Below are 17711 nucleotides of genomic sequence, written 5' to 3' on the forward strand. Positions count from 1 at the left end.
AGTTATGAGAGCAGTCGTTCAAAAAGTCAATCAAGCACATGTGAAAGTGGAAAATCAAGAATCAGGAAGAATTGCAACCGGACTTGTTGTATTATTAGGCGTCACACATGATGACGAGGAGTCTGATGCTGAGTATTTAGCAGAAAAAATTGTGAATCTACGCATTTTTGAAGATGAAAATGAGAAAATGAACTTATCCTTAAAAGATGTACAGGGCTCTATTCTATCCATTTCACAATTCACTCTTTATGGAGATACACGAAAAGGAAGAAGGCCTAATTTCATGAATGCAGCTAAACCAGAACCTGCAAATGAACTTTATGAAAAGTTTAATTCCCTCGTTAAATCAAAGGGAGTAACAGTAGAAACAGGTGTATTTGGAGCTATGATGGATGTAACGTTAACCAATAACGGGCCTGTGACGCTTATATTAGATAGTGTAGGTCGGAAATAATTGTAAAAGGGGCTGTCAAATGACAGCCCCTTTTTTAGTCAAAATATTTTAGTAAGCCTCGAACAATACCATTTGTAGCTTTTTCCTGAAAGGATGAACTATTGATCGTTCTTTCTTCCTCATCATTTGATAAAAATCCTAATTCTAATAACACTGCGGGTTGTTTGTTTTCACGAATAACTAAAAAGTCTCCAAACCTCACTTGACGATCCTTAAAGCCTGTAGCCTTTATGACCTCATCGTGGATTAAGGTAGCTAGCTCTTTATGTGCATCGTGATAGTAAAAGGTGCCAATCCCATGTACATTAGGAAATTGAGGCGCACTGTTATAATGAATGCTTACAAAAGCATCAGCTTGATAGGCGTTGGAATAGGCAACCCTAGTTGAAAGGGGAAGGAATGTATGAACATCGGTCCTTGTTAAAATCGGAACTGCTCCTAAGGCCTCTAGCTTATTAGCCAGGTAGTGAGCTGTTTTGGTCGTAATAAACTTTTCATAGTCACCTGAGGCACTGATTGTACCTGTATCTGCACCCCCATGTCCGGCATCAATCACAATTCGTTTGTTTTTTAATAAAGAATCACTTTCTTTGGATTTTTCATCTTCTCCATCGCTAACCAGGGATTCTTCTACATAGACATTTTGACCATCAAGTTCAACTTCATACCAATTCCCTTGCTTACTAATCACCTGAAAGGTTTTATTTTTATCTGTGATTTCGATAATCTCATGATTTAGAGATGGTCCGCTACGAAAATGAGTTTGATCGTAGACAGTAGTGATGGAGTCTGTAGCGTTAGCACCTGCAACTTTTTCAGCTAGCCATTGATTAATCCAGCCCTTATCACCTGATGATAGCTGGATTTGGTACCAAGCATTCTTTTCTTCTAACAGCTCATACGTTTCGCCAGATTGGACCTTACCTATGATTTCGCTTGTAAGGCTTGGTTCTTTTTGAACATCCACTTCGGTATCTTCTACTGTAATCTGAATGGTATTCGCTTGTTGTGAAGGACTTGATTGTTGCTTGATAAATTCTTTAGACATCCAACCCTCTATTTGTCCGATATGAATTTTCACCCATCCGCTGGACTCCTCTAAAATATCAACAGAGCTATTAATCTGAGCTTGTCCAATGACTTCGTAATCCAAACCCGGACCACTTCGAATATTAACATTATCTGCAGTTACCATCCCTTTTGTAACAGCAGTAAGTGGACTATGTAAGAGACTAATAAGGACGATAAAAGTGATTGTCATGCTAACGATTTTATTGAACACAAGCTTCCCTCTTTCTGTAAGGCTGTTTTCGTAAACGTTTTTGTTTTTTTATGTTGCATTAGTTATTAACTGCGACATAACACCGTTGCGCTGCGGTTCTTTAGCATTGAATTAATACACGCGTAAAGAGGTATTCATGACGTACAAGGTAAAAAGAAAAGAGTGAAATACGCGTTATTCGGGTACTAATGACAAGCGATATATCAGCAGAAACAGAACTACGATCGTCATGAACCGTTCATGACACCCGTTTTTGGCTCCTTGCTGTTATTTTCGGTCGTCATGCCCCCCTCATGACGAGCGAAAAATTCTGCTGAAACGATAAACATGCACTTATCATTTAAACGACTTGGCAGGCTTAAAGTTTTAATTATGTCGTATTTTATATCTTTTTTTGTCAAAACAACATGCGTCCTATAAAAATACCTTTAACCATTTTACACTATCTGAATTTATAAGTTAAATCGGATAATAGTATGACATAAAAAATCTGTTTTTATTGAAAAAAAATCCCTCTTTTTGAACAAGCTATAAACAAGGATTTAGATTTGATTAGAGGAGGGTCAAAGTGTGAGAACGAATGGAAAAAGAAATGCCATGGCTTTATCACAACAGGATGTTTTTAATATTGATTTTCACCAGTTTATGGATTCCGAAAAGGATCAATCTTCAATGGAACTAGCTCAAGAATTTGGGTTATCGTTAAAAGATGTAAAAAACTTAAAGGAAAAGTTAAATCGTTCTTGACATTTTGTACTGACAACATTATAGTAATAATCAATTCAAAAACCAAATCGGGAAAACCTATGAAGGAAAGAGTAGTTAAGAAACACGTGTAAAAGAGAGGAAATGTCGTAGGCTGAAAACATTTCTGCATAGTGACTTAATGAAAGACATTCCAGAGGTTCCACATCGAACAGAAAACTTAGTAGATGATGGACGTTCGCATGCGTTAATGTATTGAGTGGAAACATATCTTGTTTCAACTTAGGGTGGCAACGCGGGTTAATCCCGTCCCTTTTCGTTTAAAGGGACGGGATTTTTTATATTTAAAAAGGGTTACATACAACAGAAGAAGGAGGAACGTGTGATGATTAAAGTTCCACGTGGTACGGAAGATATATTGCCTGAACAAGCGAAAAAGTGGCAGTATGTTGAAGCAAAATTACAAGAATTAGCTAATGTTTATAACTATCAGGAAATTCGAACACCTGTGTTTGAGAGTACTGAACTGTTTCAAAGAGGTGTTGGAGATACTACGGATATTGTGCAAAAAGAAATGTATACTTTCACTGACCGAGGTGGAAGAAGTTTAACATTAAGACCAGAGGGAACTGCTTCTGTTGTTCGGTCTTATGTTCAACATAAAATGTTCGGTTTGCCACAACAGCCGACAAAGCTTTGTTATTTTGGTCCCATGTTCCGCTATGAGCGACCACAAAAAGGGCGTACACGTCAGTTTGTCCAATTTGGTATTGAAGCCTTAGGAAGTGCAGATCCAGCTATCGACGCAGAAGTAATGGCTTTTGCACTTGACTGCTATAAAACATTAGGTCTTAAATCGCTACGTCTAGTGTTGAATAGCTTAGGAGATATGGAAAGTCGTACCAATCACCGCAATGCACTAATTGATCACTTTTCTCCTCACAAGGATGAGCTTTGTTCTGATTGTCAAAACCGATTAGAAAAGAATCCTTTACGGGTGCTTGATTGTAAGAAGGATAAGGATCATCCTGCAATGGAATCGGCCCCATCTATCTTGGATTATTTAAATGATTATTCCCGTCAATATTTTGAACAAGTAAAAGCTTATTTAGACAAAATGGGAATTGATTATGAGGTGGATGCAAACCTTGTGCGAGGTTTAGATTATTATAACCATACAGCATTTGAAATTATGAGTGATGCTGAGGGCTTTGGTGCCATTACAACACTATCGGGTGGAGGACGCTATAATGGACTCGTTGAAGAGCTAGGTGGACCAGAGACACCGGGTATTGGATTTGCACTTAGTATTGAACGCCTGTTACTGGCACTTGAGGCGGAAAATCTCACATTGCCAATAGAGGAATCACTGGATTGCTATTTGGTTGCCTTAGGCGATGAACCAAAACAAGAGGCTGTAAGACTTTTATATGATCTTCGCAATGCCGGTATTCAAGTAGACATGGATTATATGGACAAAAAAATGAAAGCCCAATTCAAGGCTGCAGATCGCTTAAAGTCTCGTTTTGTGATTGTTATAGGAGAAGATGAACTTAATGCTGGTAAAGTAACTGTTAAACACATGGAAACAGGAGAACAAAGTGATCAGCCAATTGATGAAATTGTTCCATACTTACAAAAGATGACTAGGGAGGGTGAGTAATATGAGCGAACGTTCGTATTGTGGCAAGTTAACTGAGGAACGAATTGGTGAACAGGTTTTATTGAAGGGTTGGGTACAGAAGCGTCGTGATCTAGGTGGTCTCATCTTTATTGACTTACGTGATGTATCAGGTTTAGTACAAATCGTTTTTAACCCAGCTATTAGTCAAGATGCCCTCAAAAAAGCTGAATCGGTTCGTAGTGAATTTGTTTTAGAAGTGAAGGGAAAAGTGGTAGCTAGAGAAGAAAGCACTATCAATGAAAATATGACTACAGGTAAGCTTGAGGTAGAAGCAGAAGAGCTGACCATTTTGAATAAGTCCGAAACCCCTCCTTTTGGTATTCAGGATAACCTCGATACAACAGAGGAAATTCGCTTAAAGTATCGATATTTAGATTTAAGAAGAAAACCAATGCAAGAAACGTTCAAATTACGTCACCGTACGACGCAGGCAATTCGGAACTTCTTAAATGAGGAAGACTTTTTAGAAATGGAAACACCGATGCTAACAAAAAGCACGCCAGAAGGTGCTAGGGACTATTTAGTACCAAGTCGGGTTCATCCTGGGGAATTTTATGCACTTCCTCAATCGCCACAGCTGTTTAAACAGCTCTTAATGGTAGGTGGATTTGAAAAATATTATCAGATTGCACGTTGTTTCCGTGATGAGGACTTGCGTGCCGACCGCCAACCAGAATTTACTCAAATTGATATTGAAACATCCTTTATGACAAAGGACGACATCATAGAAATGATGGAAAGAATGATGAAGAAGGTCATGGAGGAAGTGAAGGGATTGGATGTTACAACACCGTTCCCACGCATGAAATACGATGAGGCAATGGAGCGCTATGGCTCAGACAAACCGGATACACGTTTTGCGATGGAATTAGTAAACGTTTCTGAAATTGTGAAGGATTCAGGCTTTAAAGTGTTTAGTGGAGCAGTTGAATCTGGTGGCAAGGTAAGTGGACTGAATGTAAAGGGGAGTGCTAAAGATTTCTCTCGTAAAAACATTGATCAGTTAACCGAGTTTGTGAAAATTTATGGAGCTAAAGGCCTTGCTTGGTTAAAGGCAGAGGAAGGTCAATTAACAGGTCCTATTTCTAAGTTTTTAACAGAGCAAGAGGTTGAGGATATTCAATCGTTAATGTCTGTTGAAGATGGGGACTTACTATTATTTGTTGCAGACAAAACTAAGGTTGTTTATGAAAGTCTTGGTGCTTTACGCTTGAAGTTAGGAAAGGAATTAGGATTAATTGATGAGTCTAAATTTAATTTCCTTTGGATAACGGACTGGCCATTACTTGAATATGACGAAGAATCTGGACGTTATTTTGCCGCACATCATCCATTTACGATGCCATCACCAGGAGCGCTTGAGAAGTTCCATACAGCACCTGATCAAATTAAGGCAGAGGCATATGACCTCGTTTTAAATGGATATGAACTAGGTGGAGGATCCCTACGTATCCATGAAAAAGAATTACAAGAGAAAATGTTTGAAGCGCTTGGATTTTCAAAGGAAGAAGCGAATGAGCAATTTGGTTTCTTGATGGAAGCATTAGAGTTTGGTGCTCCACCACATGGAGGTATCGCTCTCGGATTTGACCGATTCATTATGCTATTAGCGGGTCGAAATAATCTAAGAGACACAATCTTGTTCCCGAAAACAGCATCGGCATCTTGTCTACTAACGGAAGCACCATCAGAAGTAGATGAAGCCCAGCTTAAAGAACTAAATCTAAAGCATAGAGAATAGTGTTGAAATTAAATTGTTAATTCCTTGTAATGTAACCATAATATAACCCCTTGAAACAGAGTCATGTATTATGCTATTATTCAATTACAGAAGAAATTGAGAGCAATCCTGATGTGTTCGTCATAACCAATCAGTTTTGACCGAACAACAACGTAAACGGGAGCCTGGAGTTTTCATACGGCGTACATGCCTCCAAATGTCTGAGTGGAAGTACAAAATATGAAACAGGGCACCCACCTGCCGGGAGCGGGTTCAAAACGTTACAAGGATGACGGCACGATTGGGATTGCACAGTACATAATAATAACCCCTTGGGATTTTAATCCTAAGGGGTTTTTACTTTGTGTCTTTGATAGTATCCTTCTATATATAAATCTATCCCATTAAAGCCACCATTAAGCCTTTTTGTGCATGTAAACGATTTTCCGCTTGCTCAAATACAATAGAATGGGGACCATCTATGACCTCTACTGTTACTTCTTCTCCGCGGTGAGCCGGTAGACAATGCATAAAAGATACATCTTTCTTCGCTAATTCGATTAGCTGCTGATTAACTTGATATGAATGGAATTGCTGCTCTCGCATTTTTTGTTCCTCTTCCTGCCCCATGCTTGCCCACACATCTGAATATATAACATCAGCATTTTTTACAGCCTGTTTAGGATCTTCAAGTATCTCAATTGTACTTCCGGTATTTAAAGCAATGGATTTAGCTTCTTCACAAATTTGTAGGTCAGGTTCGTATCCCTTTGGTGTAGCAATACTAATATCCATACCGACCTTAGCGCATCCAATTAATAGGGAGTGAGCCATATTATTGCCATCCCCAATATAAGCTAGCTTTTGACCTTCTAGTGACCCTTTATGCTCCTGTATAGTGAGTAAGTCTGCTAGTACCTGGCAGGGGTGGAAAAGGTCTGTTAAACCATTAATGACAGGGATATTTGCATGATTGGCTAATGTTTCTACATCGGTTTGTGAAAAGGTTCGAATCATAATTCCATCTAAATATCCGGATAATATTTTAGCCGTATCTTCAATGGTTTCCCCTCTACCTAACTGAATATCATTTGAGCTTAAAAACAGTCCCATGCCACCTAATTGATAAATTCCAACCTCAAAAGAGACCCTTGTTCTTGTTGAAGATTTCTCAAAAATCATGCCTAATGTTTTTCCTTTTAGTGGCTGGGCTACGATTCCCTTCTTTTGTTTTTGCTTAATATCTGTAGCTAATTCTAATAAATATTGAATTTCACTACTTGAGAAATCTTGTAGCGTTAAAAAGTCCTTTCCCTTTAAATTAGATTTCATATGAATTGGAATGGGGTCATTCATTTGGAAACACTCTCCTTTATTTGCTCATTTTCTTTCACTTGATTTAAATAGTGTTGAATGGAATTAGGTTTTTCCAATGCTTCAAAGGTGGCGTTTAAAAAAGCATTACATGTTTCGATTGCTGTAAAACTGTGCGTTCCTGTTTTCAAGGCTTGCTCTCTTAATTTGATATGCTTTGGATCATGTTCTAGATTACTAAAGATAAGGCTGAAATCATCCTTCTGACAACGAATAATGGCATCGTCCATTGTAATGATTTCTGTCACCGTTACCCCTTCTTTTTCTAGTAATTCAGATGTAGTTTGAGTCGCAACGATTTTTGCCTCTAATTTAGACAGCGTTGTACATAGATTTTGCCATTCGGTAGGTGACACATCTCTAGTAGATATAAAGATTTGGTCTCTGGCTGTGATATGCTGATAGCTATTTTCGCTCCATTGAAAGGCTTTAACCATTGCTTTACCAACAGTTGAACCAAGTCCAATGGCTTCTCCAGTCGATTTCATGTCTGGACCTGTGAACGTATCTACACCCTTAAGCTTTTGTGTTGAAAAGATTGGCATTTTCACAGCGTAAAATGGGATATCCTCATGTAAACCTAAAGGATAATGTTGAGATGCCAACGACTCGCCCATTTGAACTTTAGTGGCTATGTCAATGAGCGGGATTCCGGTAACTTTGCTACAGATGGGTACGGTTCTTGATGCTCTTGGATTGACCTCCAATACGTATACTTGGTCATGTTCCTCACTAATAACAAATTGAATATTCATTAAACCTTGTACATTGAGCTTTTTAGATATTTTCTCCGTATAGGTCTTTATTCTTTCTTTTTGTGATGTGGTTAAGGAAGGTGCCGGGAATACTGCTATACTGTCTCCTGAATGGACCCCTGCCCGTTCAATATGCTCAAATATACCTGGGATCAATATGTCCTCTCCATCACAAACTGCGTCAATTTCAACTTCCTTTCCTTGAATAAACCGATCCATTAATAACGGAAAGATTTTCGAATTCGTCGTTTCACTTTGGAGATTACGTAAATATTGTTCTAGCTTTGTAGAATTCTCAATTACAGCCATTCCTTGGCCGCCAATGACATAGGATGGACGTATGAGTAGGGGATAACCTAATTGGCTCCCAACATGAGTTGAATCCTCAAAGCTTGAAACGGTCTCACCTGGTATGTGCGGAATATTTAGTTCGGCTAGTAGTTGGTAAAACTCATCTCTATCCTCAGCTTGATTGATGGCTTGAATACTGGTTCCAGCTACTTTAACTCCCTTTTTGTGTAAGCCTTCAGCTAGGTTAATAGCCGTTTGACCACCAAATTGAACGAGTACACTCTCTATATATTCCTTTTCAATAACATGGAGCACATCCTCTTCTGTGAGTGGCTCAAAGTATAGGTGGTCCGCTGTATTAAAGTCCGTACTTACCGTTTCTGGATTATTATTCATAACGACAGAATAGATTCCCTGTTGTTTTAAGGATAAGGCGGCTTGAACGGAGCAATAATCAAATTCGATGCCTTGCCCAATTCGAATTGGACCCGAACCAATGACCAGTGTCTTTTTTGGTGCAGTTAATGTCTCTACTTCATCGAATTCATTCCACGAACTGTAATAATAGGGAGTGTCTGCTGAAAACTCAGCTGCACATGTATCGACGATTTTGTAGGACGGGGCAAGTGTCAGCTTTTTAAGTTCGTTTTCAACTATTTTTTCGTCAATCCCGAGAAACTCTGCTAATGTATGATTCGAAAAGCCAAGCTGCTTTACCATACCCCAATCCTCAGGGTTAATTGTCTTCCAATCCTTTTGCTTGTAGCGTTTTTCAACTTGAATAATGGTGGAAATCTCATTAAGGAAAAATGTATGAATTTCTGTTATACGATGTAACTCATCAACTGTATAACCTCTCCGTAAAGCTTCACCTAATAAAAAAATCCTTTCATCTGTTGCGTATTTTAGTTCGTCTAGTAGCTTTTGGTCAGACCAGGTAGATAAGGTAGGCAAGTATAAATAATCGAGCCCAATTTCAAGCGATCGTATAGCTTTCAAAATCCCAGCTGGAATATTACGAGCTATGGCCATCACTTCACCGGTCGCTTGCATTTGTGTACCTAAATTCCTGTCTGCATGTGGGAATTTATCAAAAGGAAAACGAGGAAGTTTAACCGCAACATAATCAATAGCCGGTTCAAAACTTGCATACGTATTCCCTGTTATTGGGTTGATGACTTCATCTAAATGGAAACCAAGGGCAAGCTTAGCTGCTATACTTGCAATTGGGTATCCAGTTGCTTTAGAAGCCAAAGCACTGGAACGGCTGACCCTTGGATTGACCTCAATAATGACATAGCCATCACTATCAGGATCAACGGCAAATTGTATATTGCATCCTCCCACAACCCCAAGCTCTCGAATCACTTTACAAGAAGTAGTTCTTAACATCTGGTATTGCCTGTCAGTCAAGGTCTGGGCTGGGGCCACGACCATACTATCCCCCGTATGAACACCAACAGGGTCAATGTTTTCCATGCTACAAATAATGATGCAGGTATCATTTGCATCCCGCATCACCTCAAATTCGATTTCTTTCCAGCCCTTTACACTTTGTTCAATTAATACTTGATTAATAGGACTTAACTGAATGCCTTGCTTGACGATACCTTTCAGTTCTTCTTCATTCTTTGCGATACCTCCGCCAGCGCCACCTAATGTATAAGCGGGACGGATCATAATGGGGTAGCCACTAGAGGTTGCAAATGTAACAGCTTCACTAATAGAGTCAGTTGAAATACTTTCGGCAATAGGTTCTTCAATTTCGACCATCATCGATTTAAATTTATCTCGGTCCTCACCCTTTTGAATAGAATCAAGTGGAGTACCTAAAAGCTCTACATTGTATCGGTTTAATACACCTGCTTCGGTTAAGGATAGTGCCAAATTTAATCCTGTTTGCCCCCCGAGCGTAGCAAGTAGTCCATCAGGTCGTTCCTTTTCAATAATGTGTGTTACAGATTCACATGTAAGTGGTTCTAAATAAACGTGATCAGCTATATGTGGATCCGTCATAATGGTTGCTGGGTTGTTATTGACTAACACGACCTCTATACCTTCTTCTTTTAGGGCTAAACAAGCCTGTGTACCCGCATAATCAAATTCAGCTGCTTGCCCGATTACAATAGGACCTGAGCCAATAACTAATACCTTTTGAATGGCATGATTACTAAGCATGTTGTTTCTCCCCTTTAGTCGTCGAAATCAGCTTCATAAATTGTGAGAAAATGTAGAATGAATCCATTGGACCTGGATGGGCCTCAGGATGAAATTGAACGGCCATAATTGGCTTACTGTGATGAACCATGCCTTCTACAGACTGATCATTCACATTGATATGAGAAACTTTCCATTCTTGAGCATGTAAGGACTCAGACTCCACTACATAACCGTGGTTTTGCGAGGTAATGAATACCTTTCCAGTTATTAAGTCTTTTACAGGATGGTTGCTGCCTCGGTGCCCATATGGGAGTCGTTTCGTCTCACCTCCATGTGCGAGGGCGATTAATTGATGACCTAAACAAATTCCTAAAGTAGGATAGTGATTGGTAATTTGTTTAAGGGTTGGGAATAAACCCTTTAAATCTTTTGGGTTTCCTGGTCCATTTGATAATACGACTGCATCTGGATGAAGACTGTTGATTTGCTGAAATGAAGTGTTGAATGGGACAATGGTTACTTCACAACCCATATCATGTAACGTTTTCGATATGGAATGCTTGAAACCGAAATCCATCACCACAACGCTTAATTTTTTATAAGTCGGTTTGGATGGTTTCCAAGTGTAGGGTTCTGTAATAGAGACCTTCTGAACGATATTGGAGTCAACCTGTTTCATTGTTGGAAAATCTCTCTTGTTTGTTGTAATTTTTCCATACACTTCACCAGATTTACGGATAATGCGGGTTAATGCACGTGTATCAATATCATACAGGGTAGGGATTTCATATTTTTTGACCATGTCCAATAACGTGTACTTAGACTCATAGTGATCTGGAGTTGGGCATGGGTATGAAATAATGAGTCCTGAAAGATAAGGCTTTATGCTCTCATAGTCTAGATCATTAATACCGTAATTTCCGATTAAAGGATAGGTCATGGTTACAATTTGATCTGCATAAGATGGGTCTGTCATTACCTCTTGATAGCCTGTCATCGCCGTGTTAAAAACCATTTCTCCCTGTGAGGGACAAGTTTTATACAACCATTTTCCCGTTAATACATCCCCCGTACTTAAGGTAAGATAACCGATATTGTCTGCCATTCCATGTACACCCTTTCCACAATGTTACACATATTTATACATTTTAATTAATTTTTATACATCTGAATCAAAAAGATAATCAAAGCTCATGATTAGGATTCATGAACTTTGATCCATTCTTTGTTTAATTCAATAAGTCGAGATGCTTGCTCAAATTGCTCTATTACCCGACTTTTTGCTGTTGCTCCTACGACATCACGCGCATCTACTACAGCCTCAGGCGTAAGTACATCGTAAATGTCATTTTCAATAAAATCGGAATACTGTTGGAACTCAGATAAAGGTAGGTCTAATAAATATTTATTTTGTTGAATACAGTTAAGGACGATTTCCCCTACGATGGCATGAGCTTCACGAAATGGAATATCCTTGGCAACAAGGTAGTCAGCAAGATCTGTCGCGTTAGAGAAATCTTTGATAACAGCTTGATACATATTTTCTTTTTTTACGTTCATCGTTGAAATCATTGGAGCGAAAAGCGCTAATGCTCCCTTTAACGTGTCAACGGTATCAAACATTCCTTCTTTGTCCTCTTGCATATCCTTGTTATAGGCTAACGGTAACCCTTTTAACATCGTCAATAGACTAATAAGATGACCGTATACTCTTCCTGTTTTTCCACGTACAAGCTCCGCCACGTCTGGATTCTTTTTCTGCGGCATCATGCTGCTTCCTGTACAAAAGGCGTCATCTAACTCTATAAAATTAAATTCGGCACTTGACCACTGCACCATTTCCTCACATAATCTTGACAGGTGCATCGAAATTAAGGATGAATTTGATAAAAATTCAACAACGAAATCTCGATCACTAACAGCATCTAAGCTGTTTGGGCAAATTCCTTGGAATTGGAGCCGGTCCGCCGCATACTGACGATCTATAGGGAAGGTCGTTCCAGCCAACGCACCAGCACCCAAAGGGGATTGGTTTACACGTTTATAACTATCTGACAATCTTTCAACATCACGCTGAAACATAAACACATAGGCCATTAAATGATGGGCAAATCTAACTGGCTGTGCACGCTGTAGGTGAGTGTAGCCAGGTAAAATGGTATCCAAATTGGCCTTAGCCTGTTCTAGCAGTGACTCCTGTACGTCCACAAGCAGCTGGCTAATTAGAACAGTAGCTTCCCTTGTATAAATCCGCATATCCAAGGCTACCTGGTCGTTACGACTCCGACCTGTATGAAGTTTCCCTCCAACAGGTCCTACCTCATCAATTAATAATTTCTCAACATTCATATGAATATCTTCGTGATCCTCACTAAGGTGGACTTCATTGTTTTTTATCTTTTCCGCAACAGTCTTTAAACCTTTTGAGATGGTCTCTGCATCTTCTTTGGATATAATGTTATTTTCAGACAGCATTTCTACATGGGCAAGGCTACCTTTTATATCTTGCTCAGCTAGGCGTTTGTCAAATTTTATTGATGCTGTATATTCATCTACAAGTTCATTGGTAGGTTTCGTAAATCTTCCACCCCATAGTTTCATTGTTTCACGGCTTCCTTTTTATCAATTTTTAAATTAGATAGGTCCTTGTTATCATATTCCTTCGTAACCGAAGAGTAGACCTTCGTTGGTAGGCCCCATAGTTGAATAAAGCCTAAAGCTGCCTCATGATCAAATTCATCACCTGGTGTATAGGTAGCCAATCCCTCATCATATAAGGAGTAATCTGATTCTCGACCAATAACCTGTGCTTGCCCCTTATAGAGCTTTACCTTTACCTTACCAGATACATACTGCTGAGTATCTTCAATAAAGGAATTGAGGGCGCTTGTTAAAGGAGAATACCATAATCCGTCATAAACGGTTTGAGCTAGCTTTTGCTCAACTGTTGGTTTAAACTGAGAAACCTCTCTTGGTAATGTTAGAGCCTCAAGCTCTTGATGTGCAGCAATTAAGGTAAGAGCTGCTGGACATTCATACACCTCACGAGACTTGATGCCAACAAGACGATTTTCGATATGATCTATACGACCGACACCATGTTTTCCGGCTGTTTTGTTTAAGTTTAAAATTAATTCTTCTAAAGGTAATGACTCGCCATCGATAGCAACAGGAACACCCTTATGGAATTCAATTTCAATAGTTTGAGGTTCATTAGGTGCATCCACTGGGTCAACCGTTAACTCATAAGCATCCTTTGGAGGCTCTACGGCAGGATTCTCTAAAATTCCACATTCATTACTGCGTCCCCAAAGGTTTTGATCTACACTATAAGGGTTATCTAAATCAACTGGAATCGGAATGTTATTTTGCTTTGCATAGGCAATCTCTTCATCTCGTGACATTGCCCACTCTCTAACAGGAGCTACGATTTTTAAGTTTGGATTTAATGCCGTAAAAGCGACATCAAAGCGTACTTGGTCATTTCCTTTTCCTGTACAGCCGTGGGCAACGGCAACCGCATCTTCTTGTTCCGCAATTTCCACTAAAATCTTTGCAATAAGTGGACGAGATAGGGCAGAAACAAGTGGGTATTTACCTTCGTATAATAGATTAGCCTGTAATGCTTTAAGTACATATTCCTTTGCATAAGCAGCTTTGGCATCAACAACGTAGGATTTAATGGCACCAACCTGGAGCGCTTTATCCTTTACAAATTCTAGATCCTTTCCTTCACCTACATCTAATGCAACCGCAATAACATCGAAGTTATATTTATCCTGTAACCATTTAATGGCAACAGAGGTATCTAAACCTCCAGAGTATGCTAAAACAATTTTGTCTTTATTCATATGATTTCTCCCCTTTTCTAACTGAAATCGAAACAGTATTGGATTATGTATGAATTATTATGCAACAAAAGGTATATTAATTCAATACAAAATAGTGATTTTTTTCGGAAAAATTAAAAAGGAATAATAGCAATGGGGAAGACAATAGGATTTCTTGGCTGTGTCATGTACAATAGGAAAAGCGAAAGAATAAGATTTGGTAGGTGACAGTTTACATGTGGGAGGAGTTATTTAACCAAACTGAATTCACGTATGAATGCAATGATAATAGTTTGGTTGTGTTAGGAAATGCAGTAGAAGTTTTAAAAAGCATGAAGCCTGAGTCGGTGGATCTCATATTTGCTGATCCTCCATACAATCTAGGAAAAGACTTTGGCAATAACAATGATAAATGGGATAGCATGTATGCATATATTGATTGGTGTAAATTATGGATTGAAGAGTGTTTTCGTGTTTTGAAACCAACAGGCACGTTTTATTTTATGACAGCTACCCAATTCATGCCTTATTTAGATATTTATGTAAATGAACATTATAATGTTTTATCCAGAATTGTTTGGACGTATGATAGCTCCGGCGTTCAATCGAAGAAAATATATGGTTCCCTCTATGAGCCCATTATCATGGCGAATAAGGGCCCTAAAAATAACTATACCTTTAATCATGAAGAGATTATGGTTGAAGCAAAAACAGGGGCGACAAGAAAGCTTATCGATTATCGAAAGACACCTCCTCAGCCCTACAATACAAAAAAAGTACCAGGAAATGTTTGGCACTTTGCACGGGTGAGATATAAGATGGATGAGTATGAAAATCATCCTACTCAAAAACCTGAAGCCTTGCTAGAACGAATCATTCTGGCTTCAAGCAACGAAGGAGATATTGTGCTGGACCCCTTTTCTGGTTCCTTTACCACTGCATCCGTAGCTATTCAAAATAGCCGAAAAGCTATAGGGATTGATCTCTATGAAGATTACTTTAAAATTGGTTTAAGAAGAACGGGAATCACCACCGAATACCAAGGTGAGACCTTAAGCAAAGATCGAAGTAGGAAAACCAAAAATAAATCCAAGAGGGATCATTTGTGATGAGGCCATACATAAGACTAACAAAAGCGTTACCCTTCTTGCTGAAAGGTAACGCTTTTGTATTATCTAGCAACCTGTTGTAGATTTCCGTTCTTTTCCATACGGAAGGCTTTTGAAGATTCCGAGTCATCGTCAAAGACAACCATTTTACGAGCACGATCCATAATAGACATTAAGACTTGATAATCCTCTTGCATGGTTTCATACTCTTTTTCTACTTTTGCAAGTTGTTTTTCTAGTTTTTCATTTTCTGCTTTTAATGTATCATTCTCTTGTTCTAATTGATCTAATTTTGCTTGACTGTGATAGTTAGATTCAAAATTAGATTTAAATTCTTGTAAATATAGAATAATGTCGTCAATAGATGAAACAGATTTTGCTACAGGCTCTGTAAAGCTTGTTTCTGTAACAGTTGTTTCCTGTTGAACTGGTGCTGTTTGTGTAACTACTTCTCTAGTAGAAGGCTGATATGACTGTGCGGTAGGCTGCTGCAGTTTTTTCTGCTGTGCCATTGCGCGTTTCTTTTCTTTACGTTGACGTTTGGCGATTTCGATTGCTTTTTCGTACCGTCGTCTTACTTCTGCATTCCAGCGAAAACCACAGGCTGCAGCCGTTCTATTTAGCTTGTCACCTACTTCTTCAAAAGCATTTAATTGTGTACTACCTTCACGAATATGACGTAAAACAGTTTCTGCTAAAAGTAAATCATCCTCATGGGACCAAGCATCTTGTCTTACTTTTGCCATTCTCATTCACTCCTCTTTTATGTCAATCATTCATAGTTTGTCCTTGTTTGTTTCTATTCTGTTCAATAAAAGAGGAGTTTATACTCTATTTAGTAGGATTTTCTATTTTTTTCTGTTAATTTTTTCATATACTTGTTTTAGAGATGCTTCAAATTTTCCTGTATCCTTTGGTTGATAATAGCTGCTATCTTTAATAGAGTCGGGTAAATATTGCTGTTGAACCCATCCACCCTCATAGTTATGTGGATATTTATACTCCAAACCACGTCCGAGCTTTTTCGCTCCTTGGTAGTGTGCATCCTTTAAATGCTTAGGAATTTCGCCACTTTTGCCATTCCGAATATCGTGTAATGCCTCATCTAATGCTTTATAGGCTGTGTTCGATTTAGGAGATAGGCATAACTCTACTACTGAAACAGATAACGGAATTCTCGCCTCAGGAAAACCAATTCGCTCAGCAGCTTGAACAGCAGATAGTGCTCTTGGGCCGGCTTGTGGATTGGCTAGTCCAATATCCTCGTAGGCGCAAACCACTAATCTGCGGCCAATACTATCCAAATCACCGGCTTCTATTAATCGTCCTAAATAGTGGAGGGCTGCATTTACATCGCTGCCTCGAATGGATTTCTGAAAGGCGGAAAGCACATCATAATGTCCATCACCGTCTTTATCATGTGTAAAGCTTTTTTTCTGCATACATTCTTCAGCCGTATCTAAATCAATCTCAATGATTCCTTCACTATTTTTGGGAGTAGATGTAATGGCTAACTCCAATCCATTTAGGGCTGAACGTAAATCTCCATTTGCTGCAAAGGCAAAATGGTTAATGGCGTCATCGGTAATTGATGTCTGATAGGAACCCATCCCCATATTTTCATCCTGCAGTGCATTAACCAATCCATCTTTCACATCTTCAGCACCAAGTGGATATAACTCAAATAAATGACAACGGCTACGTATCGCCGGATTAATAGAGTGATATGGATTACTAGTTGTACACCCTATTAACGTAATTAGATTGCTTTCTAAATGGGGGAGTAAAAAATCCTGTTTACCTTTATCTAATCGATGAACTTCATCTAAGATTAAGATCAATTTACCAGAGAATTTTGCTTCTTCAACTGCAATTTCCATATCCTTTTTCTTATCTACAACTGCATTTAGTTGTTTATATGGAAAGTCTAGACTTTTGGCAATGGCTGTTGCCATACTAGTTTTGCCTGTTCCTGGTGGTCCAAATAATATTAAGGAGGATAGTCGGTTGGCTTCCACCATGCGTCTAATCATTTTTCCGTGTCCAACTAAATGCTTTTGTCCAATGATTTCGTCAATATTTTGAGGTCTCATTCGATATGCTAAAGGCTGTAAACTCATTGTTCCTCTTCTCCTTTTTAGGCCGTTCCGCTTTTCTTGTACTTTTTAATAATTGGCTATTTTCTAATGTAATGGTGTTTATGACTAAAAAGATATAAAATGCGACGTAATTAGCTTTCTTTAATGTTCCTTAAGTTGTTCTGATGAATATTGAGTGCATGCAAACCGTTCCGGCAGAATACTCCGCTTTCCATGGGCACGGCCTCAGCCTCCTCGGAAGCAAAGAC

The 17711-nt window shown here is 38.9% G+C and carries 14 protein-coding genes, 1 other RNA gene and 1 other annotated feature; of the genes, 6 read left to right on the forward strand and 9 right to left on the reverse strand.

The window, feature by feature from the left end; genetic code table 11:
* Nucleotides 1-4 precede the first annotated feature (4 nt).
* Entirely contained in the window at nucleotides 5-454 is a 450-nt protein-coding gene (dtd, locus tag GH754_RS18455) for a D-aminoacyl-tRNA deacylase (RefSeq protein WP_153730127.1), read from the forward strand.
* A 34-nt stretch (nucleotides 455-488) separates the two neighbouring features.
* On the opposite strand, the gene GH754_RS18460 is transcribed toward dtd, so the two are convergent.
* Nucleotides 489-1736: an N-acetylmuramoyl-L-alanine amidase gene (locus GH754_RS18460; protein WP_153730128.1), complete on the reverse strand. Its 1248-nt coding sequence runs from the start codon at nucleotides 1734-1736 to the stop codon at nucleotides 489-491.
* 227 nt (nucleotides 1737-1963) lie between these two features.
* Nucleotides 1964-2137: a hypothetical protein gene (locus GH754_RS18465; protein WP_153730129.1), complete on the reverse strand. Its 174-nt coding sequence runs from the start codon at nucleotides 2135-2137 to the stop codon at nucleotides 1964-1966.
* Between the two features lie 169 nt (nucleotides 2138-2306).
* Between GH754_RS18465 and GH754_RS18470 the strand changes: the two genes are divergently transcribed.
* The 4 genes from GH754_RS18470 to ssrS all read left to right on the forward strand — a co-directional run bounded on the left by GH754_RS18470 (nucleotide 2307) and on the right by ssrS (nucleotide 6157).
* Nucleotides 2307-2483: an RNA polymerase subunit sigma-70 gene (locus GH754_RS18470; RefSeq protein WP_407690680.1), complete on the forward strand. Its 177-nt coding sequence runs from the start codon at nucleotides 2307-2309 to the stop codon at nucleotides 2481-2483.
* A 50-nt stretch (nucleotides 2484-2533) separates the two neighbouring features.
* Nucleotides 2534-2758: a binding site (T-box leader), on the forward strand.
* 65 nt (nucleotides 2759-2823) lie between these two features.
* Nucleotides 2824-4104: a histidine--tRNA ligase gene (hisS, locus tag GH754_RS18475; RefSeq protein WP_323742110.1), complete on the forward strand. Its 1281-nt coding sequence runs from the start codon at nucleotides 2824-2826 to the stop codon at nucleotides 4102-4104.
* A 1-nt stretch (nucleotide 4105) separates the two neighbouring features.
* On the forward strand, nucleotides 4106-5866 hold the full coding sequence (gene aspS, locus GH754_RS18480; protein ID WP_153730131.1) for an aspartate--tRNA ligase: 1761 nt from the start codon (nucleotides 4106-4108) through the stop codon (nucleotides 5864-5866).
* Between the two features lie 102 nt (nucleotides 5867-5968).
* A non-coding RNA gene (ssrS, locus tag GH754_RS18485) (6S RNA) lies at nucleotides 5969-6157 on the forward strand.
* 84 nt (nucleotides 6158-6241) lie between these two features.
* On the opposite strand, the gene argF is transcribed toward ssrS, so the two are convergent.
* From argF to GH754_RS18510, 5 genes are all read right to left on the reverse strand, one after another.
* A complete protein-coding gene (argF, locus tag GH754_RS18490) occupies nucleotides 6242-7201 on the reverse strand; it encodes an ornithine carbamoyltransferase (RefSeq protein WP_228550308.1) in 960 nt (319 codons plus the stop codon).
* The gene (locus GH754_RS18495; protein WP_153730132.1) at nucleotides 7198-10443 is read right to left on the reverse strand and encodes a carbamoyl phosphate synthase large subunit; all 3246 of its coding nucleotides are present in this window, start codon (nucleotides 10441-10443) and stop codon (nucleotides 7198-7200) included. Before GH754_RS18495 ends, argF begins: the two co-directional genes overlap by 4 nt.
* Nucleotides 10436-11530: a carbamoyl phosphate synthase small subunit gene (locus GH754_RS18500; protein ID WP_153730133.1), complete on the reverse strand. Its 1095-nt coding sequence runs from the start codon at nucleotides 11528-11530 to the stop codon at nucleotides 10436-10438. The genes GH754_RS18495 and GH754_RS18500 overlap by 8 nt, the downstream gene beginning before the upstream one ends.
* A 92-nt stretch (nucleotides 11531-11622) precedes the next feature.
* Entirely contained in the window at nucleotides 11623-13026 is a 1404-nt protein-coding gene (argH, locus tag GH754_RS18505; RefSeq protein ID WP_153730134.1) for an argininosuccinate lyase, read from the reverse strand.
* A complete protein-coding gene (locus tag GH754_RS18510) occupies nucleotides 13023-14276 on the reverse strand; it encodes an argininosuccinate synthase (protein WP_153730135.1) in 1254 nt (417 codons plus the stop codon). Before GH754_RS18510 ends, argH begins: the two co-directional genes overlap by 4 nt.
* Before the next feature lie 215 nt (nucleotides 14277-14491).
* Here GH754_RS18510 and yhdJ point away from each other — a divergent pair, with 215 nt between their 5' ends.
* On the forward strand, nucleotides 14492-15364 hold the full coding sequence (gene yhdJ / locus GH754_RS18515; RefSeq protein WP_153730136.1) for an adenine-specific DNA-methyltransferase: 873 nt from the start codon (nucleotides 14492-14494) through the stop codon (nucleotides 15362-15364).
* Nucleotides 15365-15426: 62 nt separating this feature from the next.
* On the opposite strand, the gene GH754_RS18520 is transcribed toward yhdJ, so the two are convergent.
* Both GH754_RS18520 and GH754_RS18525 read right to left on the reverse strand, forming a co-directional pair.
* Complete coding sequence (locus tag GH754_RS18520; RefSeq protein ID WP_153730137.1) at nucleotides 15427-16110, reverse strand: RsfA family transcriptional regulator; 684 nt, start codon at nucleotides 16108-16110, stop codon at nucleotides 15427-15429.
* Nucleotides 16111-16212: 102 nt separating this feature from the next.
* On the reverse strand, nucleotides 16213-17484 hold the full coding sequence (locus tag GH754_RS18525) for a replication-associated recombination protein A (protein WP_153730138.1): 1272 nt from the start codon (nucleotides 17482-17484) through the stop codon (nucleotides 16213-16215).
* Nucleotides 17485-17711 lie beyond the last annotated feature (227 nt).

It is taken from the genome of Salinibacillus xinjiangensis (assembly GCF_009649735.1).
GTDB lineage: Bacteria > Bacillota > Bacilli > Bacillales > Alkalibacillaceae > Salinibacillus > Salinibacillus xinjiangensis.

What these genes read in the sequence shown, in the direction of transcription:
- dtd (WP_153730127.1), top strand. Translation starts at nt 5, where the DNA reads ATGAGAGCAGTCGTTCAAAAAGTCAATCAAGCACATGTGAAAGTGGAA.
- aspS (WP_153730131.1), top strand. Translation starts at nt 4,106, where the DNA reads ATGAGCGAACGTTCGTATTGTGGCAAGTTAACTGAGGAACGAATTGGT.
- argF (WP_228550308.1), bottom strand. Translation starts at nt 7,201, where the DNA reads ATGAATGACCCCATTCCAATTCATATGAAATCTAATTTAAAGGGAAAG.
- GH754_RS18495 (WP_153730132.1), bottom strand. Translation starts at nt 10,443, where the DNA reads ATGCTTAGTAATCATGCCATTCAAAAGGTATTAGTTATTGGCTCAGGT.
- GH754_RS18500 (WP_153730133.1), bottom strand. Translation starts at nt 11,530, where the DNA reads ATGGCAGACAATATCGGTTATCTTACCTTAAGTACGGGGGATGTATTA.
- argH (WP_153730134.1), bottom strand. Translation starts at nt 13,026, where the DNA reads ATGAAACTATGGGGTGGAAGATTTACGAAACCTACCAATGAACTTGTA.
- GH754_RS18510 (WP_153730135.1), bottom strand. Translation starts at nt 14,276, where the DNA reads ATGAATAAAGACAAAATTGTTTTAGCATACTCTGGAGGTTTAGATACC.
- yhdJ (WP_153730136.1), top strand. Translation starts at nt 14,492, where the DNA reads ATGTGGGAGGAGTTATTTAACCAAACTGAATTCACGTATGAATGCAAT.
- GH754_RS18520 (WP_153730137.1), bottom strand. Translation starts at nt 16,110, where the DNA reads ATGGCAAAAGTAAGACAAGATGCTTGGTCCCATGAGGATGATTTACTT.
- GH754_RS18525 (WP_153730138.1), bottom strand. Translation starts at nt 17,484, where the DNA reads ATGAGTTTACAGCCTTTAGCATATCGAATGAGACCTCAAAATATTGAC.